22 protein-coding genes are annotated in these 25,076 nt (G+C 70.1%); 12 read left to right on the top strand and 10 right to left on the bottom strand.

The annotated features are described in order from the left end of the window. The first annotated feature begins 3 nt into the window (after window positions 1-3). The 6 genes from A4X16_RS04870 (at window position 4) to A4X16_RS17375 (ending at window position 7,574) form a co-directional block, all read left to right on the top strand. Window positions 4-1,419 carry a sugar nucleotide-binding protein gene (locus A4X16_RS04870; protein WP_067117396.1) on the top strand — a complete coding sequence of 472 codons (1,416 nt, stop codon included), beginning with the start codon at window positions 4-6 and terminating at the stop codon, window positions 1,417-1,419. Then, on the top strand, window positions 1,416-3,548 hold the full coding sequence (locus tag A4X16_RS04865) for an acyltransferase family protein (protein WP_067117241.1): 2,133 nt from the start codon (window positions 1,416-1,418) through the stop codon (window positions 3,546-3,548). The genes A4X16_RS04870 and A4X16_RS04865 overlap by 4 nt, the downstream gene beginning before the upstream one ends. Window positions 3,549-3,643: 95 nt before the next feature. Then, a complete protein-coding gene (gene glf / locus A4X16_RS04860) occupies window positions 3,644-4,780 on the top strand; it encodes a UDP-galactopyranose mutase (protein ID WP_067117238.1) in 1,137 nt (378 codons plus the stop codon). Between the two features lie 10 nt (window positions 4,781-4,790). Next, the gene (locus A4X16_RS04855; RefSeq protein ID WP_067117235.1) at window positions 4,791-5,582 is read left to right on the top strand and encodes an ABC transporter permease; all 792 of its coding nucleotides are present in this window, start codon (window positions 4,791-4,793) and stop codon (window positions 5,580-5,582) included. Further along, window positions 5,582-6,319 (top strand): ABC transporter ATP-binding protein, encoded by a 738-nt coding sequence (locus tag A4X16_RS04850; RefSeq protein ID WP_067117232.1) that lies wholly within the window; start codon window positions 5,582-5,584, stop codon window positions 6,317-6,319. Before A4X16_RS04855 ends, A4X16_RS04850 begins: the two co-directional genes overlap by 1 nt. A 64-nt stretch (window positions 6,320-6,383) precedes the next feature. Next, the gene (locus tag A4X16_RS17375; RefSeq protein ID WP_197491772.1) at window positions 6,384-7,574 is read left to right on the top strand and encodes a polysaccharide pyruvyl transferase family protein; all 1,191 of its coding nucleotides are present in this window, start codon (window positions 6,384-6,386) and stop codon (window positions 7,572-7,574) included. A gap of 12 nt (window positions 7,575-7,586) precedes the next feature. Here the strand turns inward: A4X16_RS17375 and A4X16_RS04840 are convergent, their stop codons facing one another. From A4X16_RS04840 to A4X16_RS04825, 4 genes are all read right to left on the bottom strand, one after another. Further along, entirely contained in the window at window positions 7,587-8,177 is a 591-nt protein-coding gene (locus tag A4X16_RS04840; RefSeq protein ID WP_067117226.1) for a hypothetical protein, read from the bottom strand. Between the two features lie 5 nt (window positions 8,178-8,182). Next, window positions 8,183-9,139 carry a glycosyltransferase gene (locus A4X16_RS04835; protein WP_067117224.1) on the bottom strand — a complete coding sequence of 319 codons (957 nt, stop codon included), beginning with the start codon at window positions 9,137-9,139 and terminating at the stop codon, window positions 8,183-8,185. Window positions 9,140-9,260: 121 nt separating this feature from the next. Further along, on the bottom strand, window positions 9,261-10,559 hold the full coding sequence (locus A4X16_RS04830) for an O-antigen ligase family protein (RefSeq protein ID WP_067117221.1): 1,299 nt from the start codon (window positions 10,557-10,559) through the stop codon (window positions 9,261-9,263). Further along, the gene (locus tag A4X16_RS04825; RefSeq protein WP_067117218.1) at window positions 10,556-11,971 is read right to left on the bottom strand and encodes an O-antigen ligase family protein; all 1,416 of its coding nucleotides are present in this window, start codon (window positions 11,969-11,971) and stop codon (window positions 10,556-10,558) included. The genes A4X16_RS04830 and A4X16_RS04825 overlap by 4 nt, the downstream gene beginning before the upstream one ends. A gap of 93 nt (window positions 11,972-12,064) precedes the next feature. Here A4X16_RS04825 and manA point away from each other — a divergent pair, with 93 nt between their 5' ends. The 4 genes from manA to A4X16_RS04805 all read left to right on the top strand — a co-directional run bounded on the left by manA (window position 12,065) and on the right by A4X16_RS04805 (window position 18,227). Continuing rightward, the gene (gene manA, locus A4X16_RS04820) at window positions 12,065-13,201 is read left to right on the top strand and encodes a mannose-6-phosphate isomerase, class I (RefSeq protein ID WP_067117215.1); all 1,137 of its coding nucleotides are present in this window, start codon (window positions 12,065-12,067) and stop codon (window positions 13,199-13,201) included. A gap of 177 nt (window positions 13,202-13,378) precedes the next feature. Then, window positions 13,379-13,696: a WhiB family transcriptional regulator gene (locus A4X16_RS04815; RefSeq protein ID WP_067117393.1), complete on the top strand. Its 318-nt coding sequence runs from the start codon at window positions 13,379-13,381 to the stop codon at window positions 13,694-13,696. Window positions 13,697-13,773: 77 nt separating this feature from the next. After that, window positions 13,774-16,848 carry a glycosyltransferase gene (locus A4X16_RS04810; RefSeq protein WP_082914278.1) on the top strand — a complete coding sequence of 1,025 codons (3,075 nt, stop codon included), beginning with the start codon at window positions 13,774-13,776 and terminating at the stop codon, window positions 16,846-16,848. Next, window positions 16,845-18,227, top strand: coding sequence for a DUF5719 family protein (locus A4X16_RS04805; RefSeq protein WP_067117213.1), 1,383 nt, complete (start codon window positions 16,845-16,847; stop codon window positions 18,225-18,227). Before A4X16_RS04810 ends, A4X16_RS04805 begins: the two co-directional genes overlap by 4 nt. A gap of 24 nt (window positions 18,228-18,251) precedes the next feature. Here the strand turns inward: A4X16_RS04805 and A4X16_RS04800 are convergent, their stop codons facing one another. Then, complete coding sequence (locus A4X16_RS04800) at window positions 18,252-18,593, bottom strand: metallopeptidase family protein (protein WP_067117209.1); 342 nt, start codon at window positions 18,591-18,593, stop codon at window positions 18,252-18,254. 164 nt (window positions 18,594-18,757) lie between these two features. Between A4X16_RS04800 and A4X16_RS04795 the strand changes: the two genes are divergently transcribed. After that, the gene (locus A4X16_RS04795; RefSeq protein WP_067117206.1) at window positions 18,758-18,964 is read left to right on the top strand and encodes a DUF3499 family protein; all 207 of its coding nucleotides are present in this window, start codon (window positions 18,758-18,760) and stop codon (window positions 18,962-18,964) included. 6 nt (window positions 18,965-18,970) lie between these two features. On the opposite strand, the gene A4X16_RS04790 is transcribed toward A4X16_RS04795, so the two are convergent. Beyond that, window positions 18,971-19,780, bottom strand: a complete 810-nt coding sequence (locus tag A4X16_RS04790; RefSeq protein ID WP_067117203.1) for an RDD family protein — start codon at window positions 19,778-19,780, stop codon at window positions 18,971-18,973. Window positions 19,781-19,796: 16 nt separating this feature from the next. Here A4X16_RS04790 and A4X16_RS04785 point away from each other — a divergent pair, with 16 nt between their 5' ends. After that, on the top strand, window positions 19,797-20,789 hold the full coding sequence (locus A4X16_RS04785) for a stage II sporulation protein M (protein ID WP_067117200.1): 993 nt from the start codon (window positions 19,797-19,799) through the stop codon (window positions 20,787-20,789). Window positions 20,790-20,813: 24 nt separating this feature from the next. Here A4X16_RS04785 and A4X16_RS04780 read toward each other — a convergent pair whose 3' ends face one another. The 4 genes from A4X16_RS04780 to A4X16_RS04765 form a co-directional block, all read right to left on the bottom strand. Then, entirely contained in the window at window positions 20,814-22,121 is a 1,308-nt protein-coding gene (locus tag A4X16_RS04780) for a DUF58 domain-containing protein (RefSeq protein WP_067117197.1), read from the bottom strand. Then, complete coding sequence (locus A4X16_RS04775; RefSeq protein WP_067117389.1) at window positions 22,122-23,045, bottom strand: AAA family ATPase; 924 nt, start codon at window positions 23,043-23,045, stop codon at window positions 22,122-22,124. It abuts the gene before it with no gap. A 103-nt stretch (window positions 23,046-23,148) separates the two neighbouring features. Beyond that, window positions 23,149-24,345: a DUF4350 domain-containing protein gene (locus A4X16_RS04770; protein WP_067117194.1), complete on the bottom strand. Its 1,197-nt coding sequence runs from the start codon at window positions 24,343-24,345 to the stop codon at window positions 23,149-23,151. Continuing rightward, a complete protein-coding gene (locus A4X16_RS04765) occupies window positions 24,342-24,983 on the bottom strand; it encodes a DUF4129 domain-containing protein (RefSeq protein WP_067117191.1) in 642 nt (213 codons plus the stop codon). Before A4X16_RS04765 ends, A4X16_RS04770 begins: the two co-directional genes overlap by 4 nt. Window positions 24,984-25,076: the final 93 nt, after the last annotated feature.

The following is a 25,076-nucleotide window of genomic DNA, read 5'->3' as shown; positions in this document are numbered from 1 at the left end:
GACGTGGGTGACATCGACTTCGGGAAGTCGCTGAACGCGGCCGAGACGACGATCCCCGGTCTGGTGGTCTTCGACCTCCCGGTGCACGGCGACTCGCGCGGCTGGTTCAAGGAGAACTGGCAGCGAGAGAAGATGACGGCCGCGGGGCTCCCGGACTTCGGTCCGGTGCAGAACAACGTGTCGTTCAACGACGCCGTCGGGACGACTCGCGGCATCCACGCCGAGCCGTGGGACAAGTGGGTCTCGGTCGCCACCGGACGCATCTTCGGCGCCTGGGTGGATCTGCGGGAAGGACCGAGCTTCGGCGCGGTGTTCACCGCCGAGCTCGACCCGTCGACCGCGATCTTCGTGCCCCGCGGCGTCGGCAACTCGTATCAGACGCTCGAGCCGGACACCGCGTACACCTACCTGGTCAACGACCACTGGTCGCCGGATGCCGAGTACTCCTTCCTCAATCTGGCGGACGAGACCGCGGCGATCGACTGGCCGATCGCGCTGTCCGACGCCGAGGTCTCCGCGAAGGATCTCGCGCACCCTCGTCTGGCGGACGTGCGGCCGATCGCTCCCCGCAAGACCCTGGTCGTCGGAGCCGGCGGCCAGTTGGGCACGGCACTGCGCGAGGAGTTCGAGGGCCTCGCGCACGTCGAGTGGACGACACGCGACGACATCGATCTCGGCGCCCCCGATCTCGCCGCGGCGCGGCGCTGGCGCGACTACGACACGATCGTCAACGCGGCCGCCTACACGGCGGTGGATCGCGCGGAGACACCCGAAGGGCGCACGCCCTCCTGGTCCGTGAACGCCGCGGGGCCCGCCGCCCTGGCGCGCATCGCGGCGGAGAACGGGATCACACTCGTCCATGTCTCGAGCGACTACGTGTTCGACGGCTCGTCGGAGCGCCCTTACCTCGAGAGCGACCCGCTCGGACCGCTCGGGGTCTACGGACAGTCCAAGGCCGCCGGCGATCTGGCGGTCGCGACGGCGCCGCGTCACTACATCGTCCGGACCTCCTGGGTGATCGGCACCGGGAACAACTTCGTGCGCACGATGGCGTCTCTCGCCGAGCGCGGCATCGACCCCAAGGTGGTCGACGACCAGCGCGGCAGGCTCACGTTCGCGTCCCAGATCGCCGCGTTCATCCGGCATCTGCTCGATGTCCGGCCCGCGTACGGCGTGTACAACCTGACCGCGGAGGGCGACGTCGTGACCTGGGCGGACATCGCCCGGCGCGTGTTCGAGCTCGGCGGCCACGATCCGGCTCGGGTGACGGGCGTGTCCACCGCGGAGTACTTCGCGTCGGCCTCAGGTCCTGTCGCTCCGCGCCCGCTGAACAGCGTCCTCGACCTCACGCGCGCCCGCGACAGCGGTTTCACGCCGCGGCAGGGAGACGAGCTCCTGCAGGAGTATCTGCGGTCGTGAGCACGCGCCTGCAGACCGCGGAGCCCGTGACCGCGGCACCCAGGTCGCGGGTGTTCCGCACCGACATCCAGGCTCTGCGGGCCGTGGCGATCGGTCTCGTCGTCCTCAACCACCTCTGGCCGCTGCGGCTCACGGGCGGGTACGTGGGCGTCGACGTCTTCTTCGTCATCTCGGGCTTCCTCATCACAGGACACCTCGTCGGCGAGATCACGCGCACCGGACGGGTTCGCCTCGGGGCGTTCTACGCCCGTCGCATCCGGCGTCTCCTCCCGGCCGCGTTCGTGGTCCTGGCCGTGTCGCTCGTCCTGGTGGTGGCATTCCTCCCATACCCCCGGTGGGGGCGCAATGCGTGGGAGGTCGCCGCGAGCGCCGGCTACGTCGAGAACTGGTTCCTGGCGTCGATGTCGGTCAACTACTCGGCGCTGAACGATGCTGCGAGCGTCGCGCAGCACTACTGGTCGCTGTCGGTCGAGGAGCAGTTCTACATCGTCTGGCCCCTCCTCCTCCTCGGCGCTCTGGCGCTGACGGCGCGGACGTCGCGCCGAGGGTTCCGCGCTCGGACGTCGACGGCGCTGATCATCGTCGTCGTGGGGATCGGCGTGCTGTCCTTCGCAGCCAGCGTCGTGTACACGCTGCTCGCGCCGTCGCAGGCCTACTTCGCGACCTTCACCCGCGGGTGGGAGTTCGCGGTCGGCGGGGCGGTCGCGCTGGTCGGCAGCCGCATCCGCTTCACCCCCCTCGTGGGGAATCTCGTGAGCCTCGTCGGATTCGGACTGATCGCCTATTCCGCGTTCGTGTTCGATTCCGAGACGTCCTTCCCCGGGTATCTCGCCATCATCCCCGTCCTGGGCACCGCGGCGGTCATCGCCGCCGGCAACTCGTCCGCTTCGCTCTGGCACTCGCGGCTGACGGCGTTGCGCCCGGTTCAGTGGATCGGCGGGATCTCTTACTCGCTCTACCTCTGGCACTGGCCCCTCATCGTGGTGGCTCCTTTCGTTATCGCCGGCGAGGCCACCACGCTCTCGAAGGTCGCCGTGCTGCTGCTCGCCATCGTGCTCGCCGCCCTGACGAAGCGGTTCGTCGAGGACGCGGGGCAGAGATGGCGCGTGTGGCGCGACTCGTCCGCCAGAGCACTGTGGCTCATGATCGCCGGGATGCTCGCGATCGGATCGCTCGTCGCCGCGACGCTGGTCTGGTACCAAGCGCGCGTCGACGACGACAAGCCGCCGACCGAGGTCGTCGCAGCGTCCTGCGAGGGGCCGGCCGCGCTCGAACCGGCCGCGGACTGCGACGACGCGTTCGGCCCGGCCGACTATACGGTCATGACGACGGCGAACGAGTACTTCTACACACCGGAGGAGTGCGGGGGCTTCCTGCCCATCCTCACCTACGGCGAGACCAAGACCACGCTCGAGTGCGACTTCTCCGGCGGAGCAGCGGACCCGACCCGCGTATGGCTGGTCGGCGACTCGCATGCCCAGCAGTGGCAGGGTGCGATCTTCGACCTCGCACGCGAGCGCCAGTGGGTGGTCACCACGAGCTACTACGGCGGATGTCCGGTCGCGGACGTGTCCTTCGTCGGCTTCCGCGGTCCGTGGGCGCCCGATGATGCGCGACGATGCGAGACCTGGTCGCGTGACCTGGCTCGCACCATCGAGGAGCAGCGCCCCGACCTCGTGCTGACGGCGATGGCGTCGCGCCTGCAGACGGCTGACGACGGAAGCGGCAGGACGTCCGCCCAGCAGATGGAGCAGGGTCTCGTGGACTATTGGAGATCGTGGGCATCGGTCGGCGTCCCGGTGCTCGCCCTTGCTGACCCGCCGTTCAACGGCGAGGTGCGCTCGCCGGACTGCGTGCTGCTCAATCAGGACGACCCGCTCGTCTGTGCACGTCCGCGCGCGCAGGCGCAGCCGCCGGATCCCGTCGTCGCCGCGGCCGGCGCGGTGGATTCGCCCCTGGTGGCTGCGGTCGATCTGACCGACTCCTTCTGCGATGCGCAGTCCTGCTACGCGGTCGTCGGAGGGGTGCCGGTGTACTACGACGCGGATCACCTGAATCTGGAGTATGTGCGGATGCTCGCACCCCGGATCGGGGACGCTGTGGACCGGCTCCTCGACGCGCCCGCCTGACAGGTTCTCCCGAGCCCGCTCCCGGTAGAGTGGTCTGCTGTGTGCCGCGGCCAGCTCCGCGCGTCCCTGAGCCTCATCGGGCAGAAAGCAGCAACATGGATCTCCTCGTCGTCGGATCGGGCTTCTTCGGCCTCACCATCGCAGAGCGCGCGGCCGAGGCCGGCCGCAAGGTCACGGTCATCGATCGTCGCCACCACATCGGCGGCAACGCCTACAGCGAGGCGGAGCCCGAGACGGGCATCGAGGTCCACCGCTACGGTGCCCACCTCTTCCACACGTCCAACGCCACCGTGTGGGAGTACGTGAACCGCTTCACGTCGTTCACGAACTACGTCCACCGCGTCTACACGACTCATAAGGGCACCGTCTTCCCGATGCCGGTCAACCTCGGCACGATCAACCAGTTCTTCCAGTCGGCCTACACCCCCGATCAGGCTCGAGCGCTCGTGAAGCAGCAGGCCGGCGAGTTCGACGTGAAGAGCGCGTCGAACTTCGAGGAGAAGGGCATCGCCCTCGTGGGGCGTCCGCTGTTCGAGGCGTTCTTCCGCGACTACACGGCGAAGCAGTGGCAGACCGACCCGCAGAAGCTCTCCGGAGACATCATCAGCCGGCTGCCCGTGCGGTACACGTACGACAACCGCTACTTCAACGACACGTGGGAGGGTCTTCCCACCGACGGCTACACCGCGTGGCTGGAGCGCATGGCGGACCATCCCAACATCGAGGTGAAGCTGAACGTCGACTACTTCGACGATGCGCAGCCGCTCAGCAAGAAGGCCACCGTGGGCCAGGTGCCGGTGGTCTACACCGGCCCAGTCGACCGATACTTCGACTACGCCGAGGGCGCGCTCAGCTGGCGCACGCTCGATTTCGAGCAGGAGGTCCTCGACGTCGGCGACTTCCAGGGCACGAGCGTCATGAACTACCCCGACATGGACGTGCCGTACACGCGCATCCACGAGTTCAAGCACTTCCACCCGGAGCGCAAGGACGTCTACGAGTCCGACAAGACCGTGATCATGCGCGAGTTCTCGCGTTTCGCGACGCGCGACGACGAGCCCTACTACCCGGTCAACACCGACACCGACCGGCAGGGTCTGCTCGCGTACCGCGACCTCGCCAAGGGCGAGAAGGACGTGCACTTCGGCGGGCGGCTCGGGACGTACCAGTACCTCGACATGCACATGGCCATCGGCTCGGCGCTGTCGCTCTGGAACAACTCGCTCTCGTAGACTCGACACCGTGAGTCACGATGCTGTCGGGGCGCCGGGCACCCCGCGGCGATACCTGCATTCGCTGTGGCTGCTGTCCGCGCGCGACCTGAAGGTCCGCTACGCGACGAGCTTCCTCGGGTACCTCTGGTCGGTGCTCGATCCGCTCGTGATGAGTGCGATCTACTGGTTCGTCTTCACCCAGGTCTTCCACCGCAGCGTGGGGGAGGACCCCTACATCGTCTTCCTGATCGTCGCGCTCCTTCCCTGGGTGTGGTTCAACTCGTCGGTGGGCGACTTCACCCGGGCGTTCCGCAAGGACTCGCGCCTGGTGCGATCCACTGCGATCCCGCGGTCGATCTGGGTGAACCGCATCGTCCTGAGCAAGGGCATCGAGTTCCTGTTCTCGCTCCCGGTGCTGGTGCTGTTCGCGGTGTCCAGCGGTGCGACCGTCAGCTGGTCGCTGCTGTGGTTCCCGGTGGCCGTCGTGATGCAGACGGTGCTGCTCGTGGGCCTCGGTCTGCTCGTGGCCCCGCTGTGCGTGCTGTACGCCGACCTCGAGCGGACGACGGCGCTGATCCTGCGCGCTCTCTTCTACGCCTCGCCCATCATCTACAGCTTCAACGACCTGCCGGCGCCGTTCGACACGATCGGCGCCTTCAACCCGCTGGCCGGCATCTTCACCCTGTACCGCGTCGGATTCTTCCCCGACCTCTGGGAGACCGTCCCCGTGCTGATCAGTGCGCTGATGTGCGTCGGCATCCTCGCACTCGGCATGTGGACCTTCCGCGCGCTCGAGCGACCCGTGCTGAAGGAGCTGTGATGCGGCCCGCCATCGAGGTGCAGGGACTGGGCGTCCGCTTCCGTCGCAATCGGCGGGGACGGCGGAGCTTCAAGGACCTGTTCTCGGGAGCATCCCGACGATCGCGTCCCGGTGAGTTCTGGGCGCTGCGCGACGTGACGTTCACCGTCCAGCCGGGGGAGTCGATCGGGGTCGTGGGGCGCAACGGTCAGGGCAAGTCGACCCTGCTGCGTCTCGTCGCCGGCGTCCTCCTGTCCGACGAGGGCTCCGTGAAGGTCAACGGCGGCGTCGCGCCCCTCATCGAGATCACCGGCGGCTTCGTCGGCGATCTCACCGTGCGCGAGAACGTGCGCCTGACCGCGGGCCTCCACGGCATGTCGCGCGACGAGGTGACCCGTCGCTACGACGGGATCATCGCGTTCGCCGAGCTCGCCGGCTTCGAGGACACCCCCTACAAGCACCTGTCCAACGGCATGAAGGTGCGGCTCGCGTTCTCCGTGGTGTCGCAGCTGGACGAGCCGATCCTGCTCGTCGACGAGGTGCTGGCGGTCGGCGACAAGGCCTTCCGCGACAAGTGCTACACGCGTATCGACGAGCTGCTCGCGGAGGGACGGACGCTGTTCTTCGTCAGCCACAACGAGCGAGATCTGCGTCGGTTCTGCACGCGCGGCCTGTACCTCGACAAGGGCGCGCTCGTGCTGGACGCGCCCATCACCGACGTCCTCGACCGGTACAACGCGGACTACAACGCGCGCTGAGCGATCGGTAGCGTACTAGGCTCGATATATCGGCATTCGGCAACCCGGCCAGCCGACTGCCGAGGTGATTTCAGACGTGTCCCCTGTCTTGCGTCGAATTGCGGCGCGTCTTCGCCGCCAGTTCGCCGTGCCCTCGGAGGCACGGGCCATATATCTCATCGCGGCAGCAGGACAGCCGAACTTCGGCGATGAGTTCATCACAAGGGCGTGGCTCGACTGGCTAGCGGCGAATCACCCGCGCGCCGAAGTGTGGCTGGATTGCATGGAACCCGGTCGAGCTGCGCATCTGTTCCGGGAGACGCATCCGAATCTGCGAACGACCAACACGCTCTGGCAGACCGCGCACGCGGGCAACCTCGGCGAAACGCGCGCTGATGCAACTCGTCTCGAGTCTCTTGTCGCAAACCTTGGCTCGCCTAAGAACGACTTCGGGTTACGGGAACTTCGTCGCATGAATTCTCTGCACCTGCTGGGTGGCGGCTACATTAATAGTGTCTGGCCGAACAATCTGTCGATCGTCGCCGCTATGACCGCCGTCAAGCAACTGTTCGGGGTCAAGATCTTCGCGACTGGTCAAGGCTTGATGCCGCATGATCAGCAAACACGCGATTGGCTGGCGCGACAGCTCAGCATGTTCGACTTCGCCGAGGCGAGGGACGCTCCCAGTGCCGAAACATTCCGGGTCCACGCGGGCACTGACGACGCTTTCTTGGCGTTCGCTAATCGACGCCCGATCTACTCGGTGGACGAGGACCTGCCGAGCCGCATGATACTGGTGCAAGGCGACGATATGTTTGATGACTCCCGAACGCCCAATCTGACTGAGCTCGTCTCTCGGTTTGTCGAGAGCGCTGCCAGGAATGATGACGTCGGCTTTGCCGAGGGAATTCCTCCTGAGGACATGCGATTCGCGGGCGATCACGTTCGACAGGGAGCCCGGGCGTATCCATTCATGCGCATGTGGGATGAGGGCTTTCCGGCTAGGTCGGGCCAGGAATGGCTTACCTCTCGTTTCCACTTCCACCTGCTTGCCGCGGCGGCGGGTGCGGACGGGGAGTTCGTGGTGGCCCGAGACGGGTATTACGACGTGAAGCACGCGCTCCTACGAGAGTTGGGCACCGGGTGGAGGCCTGCTGACCCGTCAACCAACGCGACGGAACCAACGGAGGGTCAACTCCCTCCCTTCCCCGAGACGGCACGCAGTCTTGGAAGAGCGAAGGCACAGCTCGCTGTGCGGCTCTACGGAAGGCGTTGAAGTCGACCGAGGTCAGAGACCAACGATGTCGCGCAGCGCCCCGACGGAGTCGCGCGTCGAGTCGACGGCGGCCGACAGGCTCCTGTCACCGGAGATCGCGTCGCGCAGATCCGCGAGCTCCACGGCATAGTCCGCGAGACCATCGCCCCATCGCGCTGAGATCGACGACGGCGCCGCGGACTCCGACAGACGCTGCAGATCGGCTTCGAGGGTGTCGACGACGGCAGAGGCCTCGGCGCCGCTCGTCTCCGACACGATGTCGAGACCCGTGAGTGCGTCATCCAGGTAACCGGTCACCTGCGAGCGGAAGGCCTCGACCGTCGGGTCGACCGGCGGCGGCGGCGTGGTGACGGGGGTCATCGAGGGCTCCGGCTCCGTCGTCGGCTCGGCCGTGGGAGTCGCGGTCGCCGTCGCGCTCGGCGATGCCGAGGGGGAGCCCTCCGGTGCGGGGGAGCCGTCGCGCGGAAGCAGGAGGAGCACCAGCACCACCGCCACCGCCAATCCCGCGGCGATGAGGCCGACGATGAGCCAGATGCGCCATCGGCTGGTCGGAGCAGGGTCGTTCGGTGCCCACCGCAGATCGGCCTGCTGGTCGTCGGTCATGGCGGTCAGCCCTCCAGGGGTGCCATCGGCTGCCAGGAGCGGTCGCGGCTGAGGCGACCGCCTTCCCTGAGGCCGCGGAAGAGGTTGCTCGTCCCGCGCACGGTGCGCTCGACGAAGAACAGACGGATCAACTCCTTGGCGAACGTCATCGACGTGCCGAGGCCGAACAGCACCGGGTTGTAGGTGCCGTGCACCCGGTAGTACTTCTTGATGTACGCGCGGTTGCGCATGATGTAGAAGCGGTAGGCGTTGCTCGACGCGTTCATGTGCCGGATGCCCATGTCCCACTGCCGGATCTCCCGCGTGCGACGCAGGACGAACTCGTCGACGATCACCGCGGTGGTCTTGCGCGAGGCGAGCCAGCCGTACATCTGGTCATCCCAGTAGATGAAGAACCGGGGATCGGGGAGGCCGATCTGCGTCACGATCGACCGGTGGATGAACATTCCCTCGAAGCATCCGCTGTTCATCTCCTTGAAGCCGGAGGCGTCGAATCCGGAGGGCGCGAAGGGGATCGGGATGCCCATGCGCTCGGCGATCCGGTACTGCCAGTAGAACTCGCTGCCGTCGTAGTCGTAGCGGCGGCCCTGGATGCTTTTGAACCTCGGCGCCCACTTGCCCATCTTCGCGAGCCCGTCGGGCATGACCTCGACGTCGTCGTCCATCATCCAGATCCACTCGGATCCGAGCGCGTACGCCGTGCGCATCCCCTCGCTGAAGCCGCCGGAGCCGCCCGTGTTGGTCTCGAGGCGCCGATAGACGATCTCGGTGCCCAGGCGCTCGCGGAAGGACTCCACGACATCGGTCGTGTCGTCGGAGGAGGCGTTGTCGATGATGACGACGCGTCCGGGCTTCGGATCCATCACCGTGATGCTCTCGAGGAGCCCTGTCAGCAGGTGCGATCGGTTGAAGGTGACGATGACGATCGTCGCGGACGCCGGGTCGAAGGGGACGTGTGTCACGAGGTGGGATCTCCGGGTGGCTGGGGGCACGCGGGTCGCCGCGAGCAGGATCCACCCTACCGGGCAGAACCGGGAATCCTCCGAGGGCAGACGTGTGCCCCGCCGTTCCGGGCTGCGCTGGTCAGTGCTCCGACCGGAGCGTCGGGATCGCCCCGGTGTGCGCCGCGTCGATCTTCTCCCGCCACGACCGTGACTGCCCGGCCCGCAGCGCGCAGAGCACGAGTAGGAACCATCCGGCGTCCACGAGGGTGAAGCTCTCGAACATGGAGTCGACCGCGAGCGTCACGAGCATGAGCGGGGTCCACGCGTAGACGACCGATCGCCGCACGCTGGCCACGAGCCACGAGCGGACCATGGCGACGCCGCCGAGCAGCAGGAACAGCACGAGACCGGCGGCGCCGAGCTGCAGCAGGACGTCGAAGTAGGCGTTCAGCGCGCTCTGGTGCCGGTCGTCGAGCTGGAAGTTGATGTACGTGAACGGGTACTCGCCGCGCGCCCACGAGCCGAACCACCCCCAGCCCTCGATCGGCTTCAGCGCGACGAAGTCGAGGATCGTGTTCCACAGGGAGGCCCTGATCGAGAAGTCGGATCCCGCGTTCATGAGCGCGATGATCGGATGCCGGAGCGCGAAAGCCGCGGCCAGAGCGAGGGCCACGAGGATGCCGAGGGTCCATTGCACGAGGGAGCGCCGTTCCGGCGGTGCGTGACGCACGATCGTGAGGGCGACCACGGCGACGGCGACGGCGGCGGCCAGCACGAGCACGGTGGGGGATGCCGACAGCACGGCGAGCAGACCGGCGAGCGCCATCGACGGCACCGCGATCGGCGCCGTCAGCGACTGCGAGCGCCACTCGATGAAGAAGGTGATGAAGGCGATCACTGCGATGAAGCCGAGCATGTTGCGGCTGCCGAACACGCCCTGCACCGGGCCGCCTGCGGCGAGGTCTCCCTGGATGCCGAGGAACACGAACGGCACGTCGAGGAGCACACCGGAGAGGATCTCGAGTCCCAGCGAGACGGCGAGCAGGCCGCGCAGCGTGTCGCCGAGCGCGCGGACGGTCTGCAGCGTGTCGCGGATGTGTCCGATGGTGATCGCGAGGAACGCGTATCCGAACAGCGACAGCCAGGCGAGGAGCGAGTCGCTCCGATCGGTCGTCCACGCCACGCTCACGAGCGCCCATGCGAGGAACGCGAGCAGCGACGACGGCGCGATGCGCAGCGGGGAGAGCTCCTCGCGCCGGACCCAGAGGATGCCCGCTCCCAGCACGCACAGCAGCGAGATGATCGTCGCGAGCGTGACCGGCGACGCCATCCGCTCGATCATGAACGACCCGAAGACCGCCGTGAGGGCGGCGATCGTGAAGGCGCGGGCGAACTCGGCGGAGCCGAGCAGGCGAGCGAGCCGGCTTCGGGGCGTCACGGAACCCGCCGTGCTCTCTCCCCGCGCTCGATCACCCTCTCGCGCTCGCCGACGCCGACGAGCGGTACGGCCTTGATCTTGAACGACAGCATGACCAGGAGCATCCAGCCCCAGAGCATGATCGGCGTCGACTCCGTGAAGCCCTGGACGAGCAGGACGACCGTGAACAGGCTGGGCACCAGCGTGAGGGGCGAGTACGGGCGTGCGGCGTGGAGGTCCCAGCGCGGACGGTCGACGGCGAAGAACCAGGATCGCCAGAGCAGGCTCAGGTAGGCGAGGCCGATGAGGATCACGCCGAGCACCCCGAGCTGCATCAGCACGTCGAGCCACATGTTGTGCGCGTGGAAGACGGTGATCCCGTGGTCCTCGATCCACCCGGCGAACGCCGGATCGAAGGGCACCCAGGGACTCGAGAACCCGTTGCCGAAGAGCGGATGCTCGGCTGCGCGCTCGAGCACCTTCGCCCAGATCTTGTCGGAGCGCCCTGTGAGGTCGGAGCTGCGTCCGACGAGGGCGAGCAGCGGCTTCTGTAGCAGCCAGACCGCGGCAGCGAGCACAGCGCCGCCGCCGAGGACGAGCGCATACAGCCTCGTCCGCCCGCGTGGAGTGGCGGTGCGGCGCATCAGGAGCGCGACGACGAGAACAGCCGCCGCGGCCGCCGTGCAGGCGTAGGCGGTCGCCGATCCGGCGCGCACCAGGAAGAACGCGGCGAGGAGGATCCACAGGCCGAGCGTGGTGCGCCAGCGGGCGCGGGCGGCGAAGAGGATGCCGAAGGTGATGATCGCGAACAGGCTGACGATCGCCAGGAGGTTCGAGTTGCCGACGATTCCCTGGACGCGGTCGCCGTCGAACAGGTTCCCGCGCACCCAGTACCATTGCGCGTCCAGCTCGCCCTCAGGGCGGTCGAAGAAGTTCGGCAGGATCGGTCCGCGCACCACGAGCGCCACCCAGAGCTCGACGGCGAGCGACAGGCCGAGGATCCATTTGAACGCGGATGCCAGTGCGCGCACGATCTCCCGCCAGGTGAGGACGTGCACGATGAAGAGCGCGTTCACCGTGACCGCCGCCAGGAGGACCCACGTGATCAGCGTCGCCCCCCGCCACTGCGACCACGCGACGGACACGAGGGCGAGGACGGTGTATGCGGTGGCCGCCCACGGCAGGCGACGCCAGGGAAAGGGCTGCGGCCTGCTGCGCGCCAGCATCGGCACGCCGATGGCAACCGTCGCGAGGAGGAACGCCACGAGTGTGATCGCCGCTCCGACCGCGCCCAGCAGGTTGTAGACGGCGGAGTGCGCGAACGTCGCGAAGAGCACCAGGATGATGTATCCGCGCAGCAGGAGATGCCCCGTCGATTCGCGCTCGGGTGCGGTCGGCGGGGCAGCCACGGGATGCTTCGTGTGCGGGGCCATCGGGTTCAGGCTACCGCGCACGGCCGAGGGCGCACCTGAGGGCCGGCCCGAGCGCGCGCGTCGCGGGGAGGCGGGTGGCTCTACGCTGGTGGCATGCTGCTGAGCCTCTCGAACGCGCCCCGTGACTACGCCTGGGGATCGCTGACCCTCCTCGCCGAGCTCGAGGGCCGCGACGCCGCGACCGCTCCGGAGGCCGAGGTCTGGTTCGGGGACCACCCCGGCGACCCGGCGGACGTCGACGGCGGGGGAACCCTCGACGAGGTGACCGGCGGGACGCTGCCGTACCTCTTGAAGCTGCTGGCGGCCGCGTCGCCGCTGTCGATCCAGGTGCATCCCACCGTCGAGCAGGCGCGCGAGGGATGGGCGAGGGAGGCGGCGCTGGATGCGGAGGACCCCCGCCGCAACTACCGCGACGCCAATCACAAGCCGGAGCTGATCGTCGCCCTGAGCGATCGATTCGAATCCCTCAGCGGGCTGCGTCCTGTCCCCGACACTCTGCGCCTGCTCGGAGCGCTCGGCGACGGCCAGGGGGTCGCGGCTCTCGCGTCCCGTCTCGGCGGCTCGGGGGACGTGCTGCGCGACACGATCGCGTGGCTCCTGTCGGGAGACGCGCAGGCCGAGGTGGATCAGGTGATCGCCGCGGTGCGCGACGCCGCGGGAGACGGCGCAGGGGAGTGGGCCGCGACGATCTCCGCCGTGCACGCGATCGCCCAGGCGTATCCGGGGGACCCCGGCGTCGTGGTCGCGCTGCTCATGAACTACGTGGTGCTGCGTCGCGGCGAGGGGATCTTCCTGCGCGCGGGCCTTCTGCACGCGTATGTCGCGGGGCTCGGGGTCGAGATCATGGCCGCGAGCGACAACGTGCTGCGGGGCGGTCTCACGCCCAAGCGCATCGACGTGGCGGAGCTGCTCTCGATCCTCGACACGACGGCCGGGGAGGTGCCCGTGCTGCGCCCGGACGAGGACGGAGCCGTGACGGAGTACCCGGTGCCGGTCCCCGACTTCGCTCTGCGTCGCGTGTCGCTCCGCGGCGCGGACGTCGTCGTGCCGATCAGCGGACCGACGATGGTGCTCGCCACGGCGGGCGACGTCGCCGTGCGCGGCGCCGGCGAGACGCGACCCGTGCACGTCGGAGCCGTCGCGTTCGCGTCCGCCGATGAGTCGCAGCTGACGCTCGCCGGTTCCGGCGAGGCCTTCGTCGCGACCCCCGGGTCCGCCGACCGCGCCTGACCCCTGACCGCCTCGAGCCGATCCCGACCGGGCGACGCGACACGCCGTATGCGGTCCATGAACCTTCAAGAGTCGCTTGAGGGTTTACGATCTGCGACTTGACCGCAGCGAATGACACGGGTGTAATTAGTGGAGCACGGCCCGCCGAGGGGGCGGAACAATGGGTTGGAGATCGAGATGACGGGTTACCGTTCGGACGTACCGGAGAACTGGTTCGTCGATCCCATCAACCTCGGTGTTCCCGGGGTGCGGAAGATCGAGGCCGACGACGACAATGCTCTCGCCTGGCAGGCTGATGCGCTGTGCGCGCAGACCGATCCGGAGGCCTTCTTCCCCGAGAAGGGCGGATCGACCCGCGACGCCAAGCGCATCTGCACCTCGTGCGACGTGCGCGGGGAGTGCCTGGAGTACGCGCTGAACAACGACGAGCGCTTCGGCATCTGGGGCGGCCTCTCCGAGCGCGAGCGCCGCAAGCTCAAGCGCCAGGCGAGCTGACCGCCGCGAACCGCATGCGGGCCACGCCGTGGCCGCTGCCCGAGCCACCGGCATACCGCGCATAGGCTGTCCACGTCATGCCAGCCCGAGTTCATGCCATCATCGTGGCCCGCCCCGGTCCGTCCGCCCGCGCCCAACTGCTCCGCACCCTGGACGCACTGCGTTCCCAGACCGCTCCGCTCTCGGCCGTCACCCTGGTGATCTGCGGCGACGCCCGGACCGCTCGGGAGAGCGAGAGTGTCGCGAGCATGGTCGAGGGCATCATCGAAGCCCGAGGCGGCACCTCGTACGCCGATGCCGTCGAGATGGCCCGTCCGCGGGTCGCCGAGGGCAGCGCCGTCTGGCTGCTGGCCCACGACACGGCGCCGCATCCGCGTGCCCTGGAACGACTGATCGGCGCGCTCGAGCGCTCGCCGTCCGCGGCGATCGTGGCTCCCAAGCTCGTCCAGACCGACAACGACCGCGAGATCGTGTCGCTCGGGGTCAGCATGACGACTCTCGGGCGCTCGGTCGAGCTCGCTGCCGGCGAACTCGACCAGGGTCAGCACGACGGGCGCGACGACGCGCTCGGCGCCGACATCCGCGGGATGCTCATCCGCGGCGAGATCCGCGATGCGCTGCGCGTCGATCCTGCGCTCGCCGGAGCCGACGAGGGCCTCGACCTGGGCGTCCGCGCCCGCCTCGGCGGTGGCCGCGTCGTCCTCGCCCCGTCGGCGAGGGTCTCGGTGGCCCCCGACGGTCCGGCGGCCCTGCCGACCGGGCGGGGACGACGGGCCTTCGCCGTCCGCGTCGCTCAGCTGCATCGCCGTCTCGCCTACGCGCCGGGTGTCGCCGTGCCGCTGCACTGGCTCACGCTGCTGCCCCTCGCCCTGTGGCGATCCGTCACCCATCTGATCGGCAAGCGCCCCGAGGAGGTCGTCCCCGAATGGGCGGCCGCGCTGACCGCCATGGTGCGCATCGGCGCCATCGCCCGATCGCGGCAGCGCATCCGCGCGTTCCGTTCGTCGAGCTGGTCGAGCATCGCTCCGCTGCGTGTGAGCCGCTACGATCTGCGCAGGCGCCTCGACGACGGACACGGCAGCGAGGGCGGCGCGGTGAGCGAGCTCCGCTTCTTCTCCGGGGGCGGTGCGTGGGCGGTGCTGGCCGCTCTGGTCGTCAGCGTCGCGACGTTCACGACCCTCCTGGCCTGGCCCGTCCTCGGGGGCGGTGCCCTGCTCCCGCTGCGCACCACGGTCGCCGCACTGTGGGCGGATGCCGCGTGGGGTCTGCGCGGTCTGGGCGTCGACGTCGTCGGTCCCGCCGATCCCTTCGCCGCGGTGATCGCGGCCCTCGGGTCGCTCTGGCCGGCCGGACCCTCCTTCGCCCTGGTCCTGGTGTGGATCCTGGCGCTCCCGCTCGCCGTGCTCGGCGGATGGTTCGCGGCGACGAGGGTGACCGACCGCGCGGGCCTCCGCATCCTCGCCGGCATCGTCTGGGCGCTGGCCCCGACCTTCCTCAGCGCCCTCGTCGACGGGCGACCGGCGGCAGTCCTCGCCCATCTCCTGCTCCCATGGCTCTTCCACACGGCGGTCGTCGCGCACCGATCCTGGGGCGCCGCCGGCGCGGCGTCCATCCTCTTCGCCGGCGTCACCGCCTGCGCTCCGTCACTGATCCCCGCTCTCGTCCTCCTCTGGGTGATCGCGCTCGGCATCACGCTCGGCGGTGCCCGGTTCCGCGGCGCGGTGCGACTGCTCTGGCTGCCGCTCCCCGCGATCGCGCTGTTCGCCCCGCTGGTCGTCTGGCAGCTCCGGCACGGCAGCCTGATCGCCGTCCTGGCCGACCCCGGTCTGATCTGGGCGGGCCCGCAGGCCACGGCCGACGCGGCGGGCCGACTCGCCCTCGCCGCCGGCTTCCCCACCCCGGACTTCGCCGGGTGGGCGACCGTCGTCGGAGCCGAGCTCGCCCCGTGGGCCGGCGTCCTGCTCGCCCCGCTCGCGCTCCTCGCGCTCCTGTCCGCCGTCGCGCCGCGCTGGCGCGCCGGCATCACGCTGCTGATCGTCGCCCTCACCGGCTTCGCGACCGCGTTCCTCGCCGTCGGCGTCACGGTCTCCTTCGCGCAGGGGGCTGCGGTCGCGGTCTGGCCGGGGGCGGGGCTCAGCCTGGCCTGGATCGGCGTCCTCGGCGCCGCGCTCGTGACTCTCGACACGGCGCTGACCATGCCGCGCGTCCGCCTCGTCGGCGCCGCGGTCGCGGGGCTCGCGGTCGCGATCTGCGCCGTCCCCGCGTTGAGCTCGTTCCACACCGGTCGATCGGTCCTCGCCGACGGTCCCGCCTCGTCATTGCCGGCGTACGTGGCCGCGCAGGCCGTGGACGACCGGCCCGTGGGCACCCTGGTCCTCACCCCGACGAACGACGGCGGCCTGGCCGCGGAGGTGGCCTGGGGCGCGAGCGAGACGATCGGCGCCCAGACCACCATGCTCAGCACGGCGACCGAGCCGCAGGGGACCGACATCACGACTCTCGCCGTCGACCTGCTCTCCGCCCGCGACTTCGACGGCGCCGATGAGCTCGGCGCGCTCGGAATCGAATACGTGCTCCTCGCCGAGCTCTCCGACGACGGGTCGGACCGAGCCCGCACTCTGCACACAGCAGCCGTGACGGCGCTCGACCAGCGGGCCGGATTCGTGCAGGCCGGATCGACGGATCGCGGCGTCCTGTACCGGCTCGAGGCGGACGCCGCGCCTCGCGGCACCCTGTCGGCGGGTCAGCAGGCGACCGCGCGTCTCGTGGTCACGGTGCAGCTCGCGCTGATGTTCGCAGCGCTGCTGCTGTCCATTCCCACCCGGGCGTCGCGCCGTGCGGCCAGAGCGAAGTCGCGCATCGTCGGACGAGCCCCCGAAGAGCCGATGGTCCTCCCACGCCATGCCGAGGACCTGCACGACGAGCACCCGTCCGCGGTGCCCGCTCGCGACATCGAACGGAGCGAGGCCTCGTCGCCGTCACGAGCCGAGGTCGAGGGCGAGTCCGACGGCGGCTCCGCGCCGCAGCCGTCCCCGGACGACCAGACAGGACCGGATCCGGACGACACCGAGCCTCGGACCGACGAATCGACCCGCGATGCGGATGATGCGACGACGCACTCGGCGGACGCCACCTCGGAGGAGAAGCGATGAACGGCACCCGAGCTTTCCGAGTCGCGGCGACCAGCGCCCGCGTGCTCACCGGCGCCGTGGTCGCGGCCGCCTGCGTGGTCGGGGTGGTCGTCGCCGTCGCGGCTCCGTGGCCGACCGTCTCCCACGATGCCGCCCAGGCGGAGGTCACGCCTCTTCCCGGCGACACCGTCCTGGTGTGCAACGGCGATCTGCGAGCGATCGGACGCACCACGTCGAGGCCGCTCGAGATGGAGTCGGCCGCGTCCCCACGACTGACGGTCGACGGCACGAGCGGCGCTCCCGAATCGCGCCCACTCTCCGTGGACGATCTCGTCGACGGAGACGACGTGCAGCGCCTCACCGCCGAGGTCGAGGGGCGCACAGCGCCCCTGCTCGGCGCGACCGAATCGGTCACGATCGCCGCCGACGATCTGTTCGGCTTCGCCGCGGCCCCCTGCCGCCCCGCCGGCACCGAGTCCTGGCTGGTCGGCGGATCGGTCGCGACCGGCACCGAGGACCTCGTCGTGCTCACGAACCCGGGAGCTGTGCCCTCCACGGTGACCCTCGAGGTGTTCGGCTCGGTCCGCGGGTCGAGCTCGGTGATCGTGCCGGCGGAGACGCAGCTCGCCCTGCCACTGACGTCCATCGCCGCGGGCGCGGAGATCCCCGTCGTCAAGGTGACGGCGGCCGGTTCCCCGGTGCGGGCCGTGCTGCAGTCGTCCCTCACCCGCACGCTCGACCCCGCCGGGATCGATCTGCAGGATGCCGTCGCCGCTCCGCAGAAGCGACCGGTGATCTCGGGTGTGCAGATGTTCGAGAACGAGGGGGACAACGCCGAGATGGCCGTCCTCCGCCTGCTCTCGCCCGACGCGGACGGTCAGGCCTCGGTCACCGTGCGCGCCGTCGGGGAGACGGCGACGGCGGACGAGTTCACCGTGCCGCTCGTCGCCGGTCAGCCGCAGGAGCTCTCACTGTCGTCGCTGAAGCCCGGCACGTACAGCGTGCAGATCGAGGCGGAGGTCCCGGTGCTCGCCGCGGTGCGGGAGCAGGACGGTGCCGGTCCGCAGACGGACTTCGCCTGGATCACCCCGGCGCCGCAGCTCGACGAGAAGGTGCTGGTGGCCGTCCCGGACGGCCCTGCCGCACGCGTGATGATCGTCAACGACGGCGAGGAGGACGCCACCGTCCGGCTCGAGACGGTCGACGGCGCCGATTCCCGGGAGGTGACCGTCCCGGCGGGGTCGTCGGCATCGGTCGAGGTGACGGACCGCGCGGTCTACGCGATGACGTCGTCCGCACCCGTGCATGCGGCGGTGACGATGACGGCGGCCGGAGCACTCGCGACCTGGCCGGTCTGGCCTCCCGCGGGAGCGCAGCAGAGCATCACGGTCTATCCCTGACCGCGGCCGCGCCGCCGCGGGACGTCAGTGGTCGTGTCCGCCGAAGTCCCACGGCTCCCGGCCGACGTACTCCGCCGCAGCGCGGAACACCGCGCTCTCGATAGCCATCTTGCGATGGGCTCCGTCGTCGTGCCCCGGGGGGAGCAGCCGCTCGATCGGGAGTCGGAAGAGGACGATGCGGCGGTTCTCCCTGTCGAGATACCAGCGCGGGACCTCGTCGGCGGCGTCGAAGGCCGGCATCGCGCCGATCTCGAACCGCACGTCCTCGAGCTCGGGCCAGGTGCCGCGGAGGAACTCGACGGCGGTCCCGACCGTGAGATCGAACCGGTCGATCCTGCCGTCGAGCGGAGCCAGGGGAGGACGCACGACCTCGCTGCGTCCCAGGCGGCCGTGCCGGCCATGGCGAGCGCCGCGACGAGGCGCGGCGGAGGCGCGGGAGCGACGTGGCATAGCGAAAGTCTACGGCGTGGGTTGCCGTCGGGCGGCGCGGCCTCCAGAACATGCCGCGACACGGTCGTAGCCTGACGGGGATGGACGGAAGACTCTGCTCGAAGGTCGGCTGCGCGCGAGAAGCCGTGGCGACGCTCACCTACGACTACGGCGATCAGATGGCGGCGCTCGGTCCCTTGGGGATCGCCCACCACCCGCACGCCCACGACCTGTGCGCTCCGCACGCGGAGCGGCTGTCCGTGCCCGCCGGCTGGCTCGTCGTGCGGCACGAGGCGCTGCGCGCCTGACGCGTCTCAGATTCCGACGCGCCGTCCGCTGAGCCTCTCCGCGCGGCGATCCGCGTTGTGCAGAGCGCGCGTCTCGCGCTCCCTGCGCAGCACCGTGATGCCGACGAGCACCACCTCCGGCGGGGCAGCGGGCATCGGGGAGACGAAGGGCGATGCGTCGGCGAGCAGCTCCTGCGCGACACGGGCCCGTGCCGTCGGGACCATCCGCGGCGCGGTCTGCAGGAACTGCGAGATCCGTCGCGCCAGTCTGTCGGGGAGCCGCGCGACGTCGGCGATCTGCGCCCACCCGGCGAGGGCGGGGGGGAGGACGGGAACCGAGGACACGAGCTTCGGGGTGCGTACGCGCTGACTGTACGTGCCGGCGACCATGTCGCCGAGACGCTGCGAGCGCGCGCTGAACGCTCCGGCGAGCACCGCCACGCTCCCGAGCGTCATGTAGATCTCGAGCACGCCGAGGAGCGCGCGGATGAACGCGTGACGGAAGCCGGTCGCGCCCCCGTCGAGGCGCACGATGCGCCCGCCGACCACCAGCTTGCCGAGGCTCCGCCCCTTGAGGGCCATCTCCATCGTGATCGGGAGGACGACGAAGCTCACGACGAGCGACACGACGAGCGCGATCCGATCGGTCGTCTCGTCCAGCACCCCGATGCCGGAGAGCCACACCCGCAGGAGGATCGTCAGGAGGAAGACGCCGAGTCCGAGCAGCATGTCGATGATGGCTCCGACCGCCCGGAGGATGAAGCCGACCGGCTGCACGTCGATCGCGACCGCTTCGCCCGAGAGGACCTCGTCGGACGCATCGAGAGGGGCAGACATGAGTACAGTAAATCAGGTGGATGCCGATGCGCTGACTGATGCACGCCGAGCCGAGTGGGAGCGGCTGGAGCACCTCAGCCGTGCTCGACTCGATGGCGCGGGCGTCGACGAGCTCATCGTCCGCTATCGTGCGGCATCCGCGGACCTCGCCGACCTGAAGACGTCGGTCGGCGACTCGCCGCAGGGGTCGTATCTCTCCACCATCCTCGTGCGGTCCCGTCTCCGACTCACGGGCGCGTCGGACAGCATCCTCACCCAGACGGCGAGATTCTTCACCCTGCAGCTGCCCGCCGCGCTCTATCGACTGCGCTGGACGACGCTGGTGATCGCCGTGGTCTTCGCGGCGATCGCGGTCGGCACGGCATGGTGGATCTCGTCGGACCCCGCGCTCATCGCGACCCTCGGCCCGCCGGACCAGCTCCAGCAGTACGCCGACGAGAGCTTCACGGGCTACTACACCGAGAACCCCGCCGCCGTGTTCATGGGAATGGTCTGGACGAACAACGCATGGATCGCGCTCCAGTGCGTCCTCTTCGGCATCACCGGTGTCTGGCCCGTCAACGTCCTGGTGCAGAACGCGATGGGCCTCGGTGTCTCCGGCGCGGTCATGGCCGCCCACGACAGGGCGGACGTCATGATCCTCTACATCCTTCCGCACGGGATGCTGGAGCTGACCTGCATCTTCGTCGCGGCCGCCGCCGGTCTCCACGTGTTCTGGTCGTGGGTCGCGCCGGGGCACCGTTCGCGCGGCGAGTCGCTCGCCGCGGAGGGTCGCGCACTCGCCACGGTCGCCATCGGGCTCGTCTTCGCCCTCTTCCTCGCGGGTCTCGTCGAGGGCTTCGTCACGGGGTGGGCACTGCCATGGCCGGTCAAGATCGGGGTCGGCGCCGCGGCGCTCGGGGTGTTCCTGATCTACATGATCGTGATCGGCGGCCGGGCCCACCGTCGCGGCGAGACCGGAGATCTCCTGGAGTACGAGGCGGGCACGCCTCGGCTCGTCGCCGGCTGACGCCTGCGCAGAGGCACTGCCGGCTCAGAGTCGCCCTGCGGCCTTGAGCTCCAGGTAGCGGTCGGCGATCCGCGGCGGAAGCGATTCCGGATCCGCGGCGATCGCCTCGCCGCCCGCGCGGCGGACGGCGTCCGCGACGTTCTCGGCATCGCGCATCGTGCGCTCGGCGGCGGCGGCGAGGTAGATGTCCTCCCGAGAGCCGCGTCGCCGTGCGAGGTCCGCGATGCCGTCGTCCGTCACGGAGCCCACCAGGATCGATGTGGCCCTGGACGCATCGGGGAAGGCGCCGAGGAAGCCCCGCGCCGACTCCGCCGCGTCCTGAGCGGTCAGGACGACGATCAGCGAGGGGCGTGTCGTCAGGGTGCGCACGGCCGCGAAGGCGCCGGACCAGTCCGTGTCGACGAGTCGTGCGTGCACGGGAGCCATCGCATCCGTCAGCGCCGGGAGGAGCGCCGCGCCGTCGACACCGGTCACTCGCGCCCGCACCACTCTGTCGTACATCAGCAGGTGCACGTGGTCCCCTGCGCGGGCGGCGAGTGCCGAGAGCAGCAGCGACGCCTCGAGTGCGGCGTCGACCCTCGTCCCGTCGCCGACGCGAGCGGCGGCGGTGCGACCCGTGTCGATGATGATCACGACGTGCCGATCCCGTTCGGGTCGCCAGGTGCGCAGCATCGTGGTGCCGGCGCGCGCCGTCGCGCGCCAGTCGATGGACCGCACGTCGTCTCCGCGGACGTACTCCCGCAGGGAGTCGAACTCGGTGCCCTGCCCTCGCACCTGGATGCTGGTGTTGCCGTCGAGCTCACGGAGGCGCGCGAGCCGCGACGGGAGGTGCTTGCGCGACGAGAACGCCGGAAGCACGCGGATCGCGCCGCGCACGCGATGCGTCGACTGTCGCCCCGCGACCCCGAGCGGGCCGCGCGACCGGATCACGACGAACTCGCTCCCGAGCTCGCCGCGGCGACGGGGGAGCAGCGTCAGCGAGACGCGGCGGCGCTCGCCGGACGGCACGGTCAGCCGCTGACGCTCGGAGCCCGCACCCGCGGTCGGCTGCCACGCGTCGCGGATCGTCGCGTGGAGCGCACGGGGGCCGTGATTGTGCAGCGCGATGCTCACCGTCGCGGGTTCGCCGATCCGGGTGCGAGCGGGGACGCGACGGCTGACGGTCACGGCGCTCGGGCTCGGCGTGAGCAGTGCGTCGAGCACCACGAGCAGCACGCAGAGACCCGCCCAGATCCCCAGAGCCGCATACGGCGGGAACCCCGCCAGCCCGGCGATCACGAGCGGGACGATGCCGACGACGACGGCGAGCGCGAGGCGACCGGTGACGAACACCTAGATCGGCACCCGGGTCTGCTGCACCACGGACGTGAGCACGGCATCCGCCGACACGCCCTCCATCTGGGCGTCCGGTCGCAGCTGTAGGCGGTGGCGCCAGACGGGCACGAGCATGGTCTGCACGTGGTCGGGCGTGACCGCCGACGATGCGTTCAGCCAGGCCCACGACTTCGCGGCCGCGAGCAGGCCGGTCGAGGCGCGGGGACTCGCGCCGAGCTCGACGGACGGCGACTGCCGGGTAGCGCGGGCGAGGTCGACGACGTAGCCGAGCACGTCGTCGGTGACCTCGACTCGAGCGGCGGCCGCCTGTGCCGCGCGGATCTCCTCGGCGCTCACGACCGCGTCGATCCCGGTCAGCTCGCGGGGCGAGAACCCGGAGGCGTGTTTGCGCAGCACAGTCACCTCGGCGTCGCGCTCGGGCATTCCGACGACGAGCTTCATGAGGAACCGGTCCAGCTGCGCCTCGGGGAGCGAGTATGTGCCCTCGTGCTCGATGGGGTTCTGCGTGGCGGCGACGAGGAAGGGATCCGGCAGCGGCCGGCTGAGGCCGTCGGCGGACACCTGACGCTCCTCCATGGCCTCGAGAAGGGCGGCCTGGGTCTTCGGCGGCGTGCGGTTGATTTCGTCAGCGAGCAGGATGTTGGTGAACACCGGCCCGGCGCGGAAGTCGAACTCACCCGTGCGGGCGTCGTACACGAGAGACCCGGTCACGTCTCCGGGCATCAGATCGGGCGTGAACTGCACGCGCTTGGTGTCGAGGCCGAGAGCCCGCGCGAACGAGCGCACCACGAGGGTCTTCGCGACGCCGGGGACGCCCTCGAGGAGGACATGCCCCCGGGCGAGCAGCGACACGAGCAGGCCGGTGACCGTGCCCGCCTGTCCGACGACCGCCTTGTCGACCTCGGTGCGCACTCGGTGCATGGCCTGACGCAGCTCGGCGTCGGTGGAGTTCTCAGCGATCACGTGATGTCCTCGGCTTCGTTCGTGAGGGATGGACAGGTCGGGGCGGAGCAGTCGGTCGCGCTCATCCGGGCGCGCTTCTCTCTCCGGAGGCTCGATCGACGGAGCTCTCGAGCTCGTCGAGCCGCCGGGCGAGGTCGACGAGCGACGCGTCGTCACGGGGGAGAGGACCGCCGAGCAGCTGGTGGAGCGAGCCGCGCGGGATCCGCAGGCGGTCGGATGCCGCGTCGGCGATCTCCTCCGTCGACGCGGTCGCGGCGAGTCCGAGGCGACGGGCCAGGCGCCGCCGACTGCCGTCGCGGATAGCCTCGGCGGCGTGCTGCGCGTCCGCGGCCTTCGCGGTGAGCCGGGCTCGACCGTGCATCGTCTCGGAGGCGCGCACGGTCACCGGGAGCGTCTCGGCGACGAGTGGGCCGAACCGCTGACCGCGCCAGACCGCCGCGGAGAGGCCGGCGAGGATGAGCAGGAGGATCGCAGGCGTCACCCACTCCGGCGTGAGCGAGCCGAGCGTGTCCGGTGTGCTGCTCTCGATGTCGGTGTCGGCGAAGCTCGGCACATACCAGACGACATGGTCCGTCCGGCCGATCAGGGCGATGCCGAGAGCGGCATTGCCGTCCTCCGCGAGATAGGCGTTGCTGAGCAGTCGTGCGCCCTCCACGACGATGCGCGTCCTGCCGTCGCGGTCGTCGATCAGCACGGCAGCCGCCTCCGCGGGCTCGCCGCCGAAGCACCCCTGGACGTCGTCCGCGGGTGCGAAGAGACGGTCGGGGCGGATCGTGCCGACCTCTGCGAACTCGGGCGCGTCGCATTCCGCGGCCACCGGGGAGGAATCCGGAGGCGCGTTGTCGCCGATGCCGAGGAGGTTCAGGAGGCGGGTTCCTGCGGAGAGGAACACGACCCGATCGGCGGGGGCGAGGACATCCTCGAGTCCCTCGTCGGTGAGCGTGTACGGGTTCGCCATCACGAGAGTGGTGTCGTCGTCCAGGGCGGCGGCGACCTTGGTGCGGGAGCGCACGACCTCGATCTCCACACCCCGCTCGTCGAGAATCCGAGCGAGGGCCATCGCGCCGGAGTCGCCCACGCTCTCGGGATCGAGGGACCCGCGCTGGGACGGCATCTGGACGCCCACCTGGGTCGCCACGAACACACCCACCAAGACCAGGACGACGACGACGGCCCAGCCGCCGAGCGCGCGGAGTCGCGGACCGCGCGGCCGCCGATCCGCCGTCGTCGACGAGGGCGGGCTCTCGAGCGCCGTCATGCGATCACCGCCTCGGGGCGGGCCGCGACGAGACGGTCGTCGGTGGCGGCCAGCTCGGAGTAACGCCCCTCCGTCGCGGGACGCCGGAGGTAGCGCACGTCGTCGAACGAGACCGCGGCGCTGCGGACGGCGGAGGCCTCGTCGGGCAGCACGCGCGACACCTCCCGCGCGATCGCCTGCGCGGTGGCCCCCGGCGACGGGTCGATGAGATCGCGCTCGAGCAGACCGCGGGCGAGCGCGCGGAACCGCAGCACCGTGGCCGTGTCCCAGTCGCCGCTGCGCGCACTCCTCTCGGCGTCGGCGCGGAGCTGCGCGGCGGTGCGGTCGTCCGCGTCGCCCAGGAGATCGATGCGCCCGCGCGGCACGGAACGAGAGCGTCGGGGGCGTCCCCAGATGATGAGCGCGGCGATTAGCGCGGCGAACACCACGATGCAGACCACGATGAGCGCGGACGGACCCGCGTTCGCTCCGTTCTCCGGACTGAACAGGTCGGCGAGGAAGCGCCCGACGTCGCGCGCGAGCAGATCGAACCAGGTCGGCTTCGCATCGGCGTACCGCGGGTCGGACAGCTCCTGCTCGGCCCACTTCCGAGCCTCGTCGCCGTCCGGGATGAGGACCTCGTCGAGACGACGGATCATGCCGGCCCGTCGCCCCCGGCTGTTCGGTCTGCGGAGCCGCGTACGGCGGCGTTGCCGGGTTCGGCGGTGCCGGTGCCGCGTACGGCTGCGGCG

The organism is Microbacterium sp. H83, assembly GCF_001650405.1.
Lineage (GTDB): Bacteria > Actinomycetota > Actinomycetes > Actinomycetales > Microbacteriaceae > Microbacterium.
This window is presented reverse-complemented; position numbering and strand designations above follow the sequence as displayed.

Bases quoted from the DNA above. Each gene is read 5' to 3' on its own strand.
- glf (WP_067117238.1), top strand. From the start codon at position 3,644: ATGGATCTCCTCGTCGTCGGATCGGGCTTCTTCGGCCTCACCATCGCA.
- A4X16_RS04850 (WP_067117232.1), top strand. From the start codon at position 5,582: ATGCGGCCCGCCATCGAGGTGCAGGGACTGGGCGTCCGCTTCCGTCGC.
- A4X16_RS04840 (WP_067117226.1), bottom strand. From the start codon at position 8,177: ATGACCGACGACCAGCAGGCCGATCTGCGGTGGGCACCGAACGACCCT.
- A4X16_RS04825 (WP_067117218.1), bottom strand. From the start codon at position 11,971: ATGGCCCCGCACACGAAGCATCCCGTGGCTGCCCCGCCGACCGCACCC.
- manA (WP_067117215.1), top strand. From the start codon at position 12,065: ATGCTGCTGAGCCTCTCGAACGCGCCCCGTGACTACGCCTGGGGATCG.
- A4X16_RS04815 (WP_067117393.1), top strand. From the start codon at position 13,379: ATGACGGGTTACCGTTCGGACGTACCGGAGAACTGGTTCGTCGATCCC.
- A4X16_RS04810 (WP_082914278.1), top strand. From the start codon at position 13,774: ATGCCAGCCCGAGTTCATGCCATCATCGTGGCCCGCCCCGGTCCGTCC.
- A4X16_RS04805 (WP_067117213.1), top strand. From the start codon at position 16,845: ATGAACGGCACCCGAGCTTTCCGAGTCGCGGCGACCAGCGCCCGCGTG.
- A4X16_RS04795 (WP_067117206.1), top strand. From the start codon at position 18,758: ATGGACGGAAGACTCTGCTCGAAGGTCGGCTGCGCGCGAGAAGCCGTG.
- A4X16_RS04790 (WP_067117203.1), bottom strand. From the start codon at position 19,780: ATGTCTGCCCCTCTCGATGCGTCCGACGAGGTCCTCTCGGGCGAAGCG.
- A4X16_RS04775 (WP_067117389.1), bottom strand. From the start codon at position 23,045: ATGCACCGAGTGCGCACCGAGGTCGACAAGGCGGTCGTCGGACAGGCG.
- A4X16_RS04770 (WP_067117194.1), bottom strand. From the start codon at position 24,345: ATGACGGCGCTCGAGAGCCCGCCCTCGTCGACGACGGCGGATCGGCGG.
- A4X16_RS04765 (WP_067117191.1), bottom strand. From the start codon at position 24,983: ATGATCCGTCGTCTCGACGAGGTCCTCATCCCGGACGGCGACGAGGCT.